This is a genomic window from Embleya sp. NPDC050154 (assembly GCF_044460165.1).
Taxonomy (GTDB): domain Bacteria; phylum Actinomycetota; class Actinomycetes; order Streptomycetales; family Streptomycetaceae; genus Embleya.
This window is the reverse complement of sequence record NZ_JBITJP010000083.1, coordinates 1-1,113: the sequence shown is the minus strand read 5'-3', so window position 1 is coordinate 1,113 and position 1,113 is coordinate 1. Positions and strand designations below refer to the sequence as shown.

Here is a 1,113-nt window from a genome sequence, read left to right as displayed (position 1 = left end):
GACCGGCACCCGTCTGACCGTCGTCGAGACGGGATTCGCGCAACTCGGGGCCGGCGACGACCCCGTGACGGCCTACACGGGCAACGTCGAGGGCTGGCGCACCGAACTCGCCGAACTCGTCGAATTCCTCGACACGTCCGCCTGAGCCATGACCGCATCCCAACCCGACGCCGAGACCATCGCGGCGGACGTGTTCACCGCGTTGGCCGACCCCACCCGGCGCCACATCCTCGCCGAACTCGCCCGCCGCGGACCCGCCACCGCCACCGACCTCGCCGACCGCCTGCCCATCAGTCGCCAGGCCATCGCCAAACACCTGACACTCCTCGGCGACGCCGGCCTGGTCCGCCCCGAGACCGGCGAACGACGACGCGTCCGGTTCCACCCCAACGCCCAACCCGTACGCGTCGCCCAGGCATTCCTCGCGACCCTCGCCCAGGACTGGGACAACCGACTGGGCGCACTCGAAGACCACCTCGACCACGGATCGGAGACCAACCCGTGACCCCCACATTCCGCGGTGGCGCGAACGTCGCCATGAAACTCCCCAAGGCCCGCTTCGAGGAGACCGTCGCGTTCTACCGCGACACACTCGGCATGGACGTCGTGGAGGAGACCGGCACCGGCATCGACGGCGTCGTCTCGCGATGCGCCTCGGTGCGACTGGGCCCCGTCAAACTGTGGCTCGACCGGGTCGACAACCTCGCCCGCGCCGACCTGTGGCTCGAACTGTTCACCGACGACGTTCCCCTCGCACGTCGACACCTGGCCGAACGCGGCATCCACACCCAGGACGAACTCGAGGCCTTCGCCCCCGACACGGACGCACACTGGATCACCAACCCCGCCGGCATCGTCCATCTCGTCCGCGCGCCACGAGACGACGAGTAGACCCGACCGCGTCACCCGCCATACGCACCCGGTGGACGTGCCGACGACGCGAGCTCACCGAGGGACCCGACGGAGCCGCGAATGTGCTCCGGGGCCACGGCCGAGATGTCGAAGGCCGGCGTCAAGGCCGCGACTCATCATCCACCTCGCGACTTCCCACACCCACGCATCGCGCGCCGCCGAGACCCGCCGGGGTACCGGCGGCGAGGATCCCGTGAGCCT

General features: G+C 70.2%; 2 protein-coding genes. Both read left to right on the top strand.

Annotated features, from left to right (window positions below):
- Positions 1-148: 148 nt before the first annotated feature.
- Complete coding sequence (locus ACIBSV_RS50695) at positions 149-505, top strand: ArsR/SmtB family transcription factor (RefSeq protein ID WP_395874814.1); 357 nt, start codon at positions 149-151, stop codon at positions 503-505.
- Positions 502-891, top strand: coding sequence for a VOC family protein (locus ACIBSV_RS50690; protein WP_395874812.1), 390 nt, complete (start codon positions 502-504; stop codon positions 889-891). The genes ACIBSV_RS50695 and ACIBSV_RS50690 overlap by 4 nt, the downstream gene beginning before the upstream one ends.
- Positions 892-1,113: the final 222 nt, after the last annotated feature.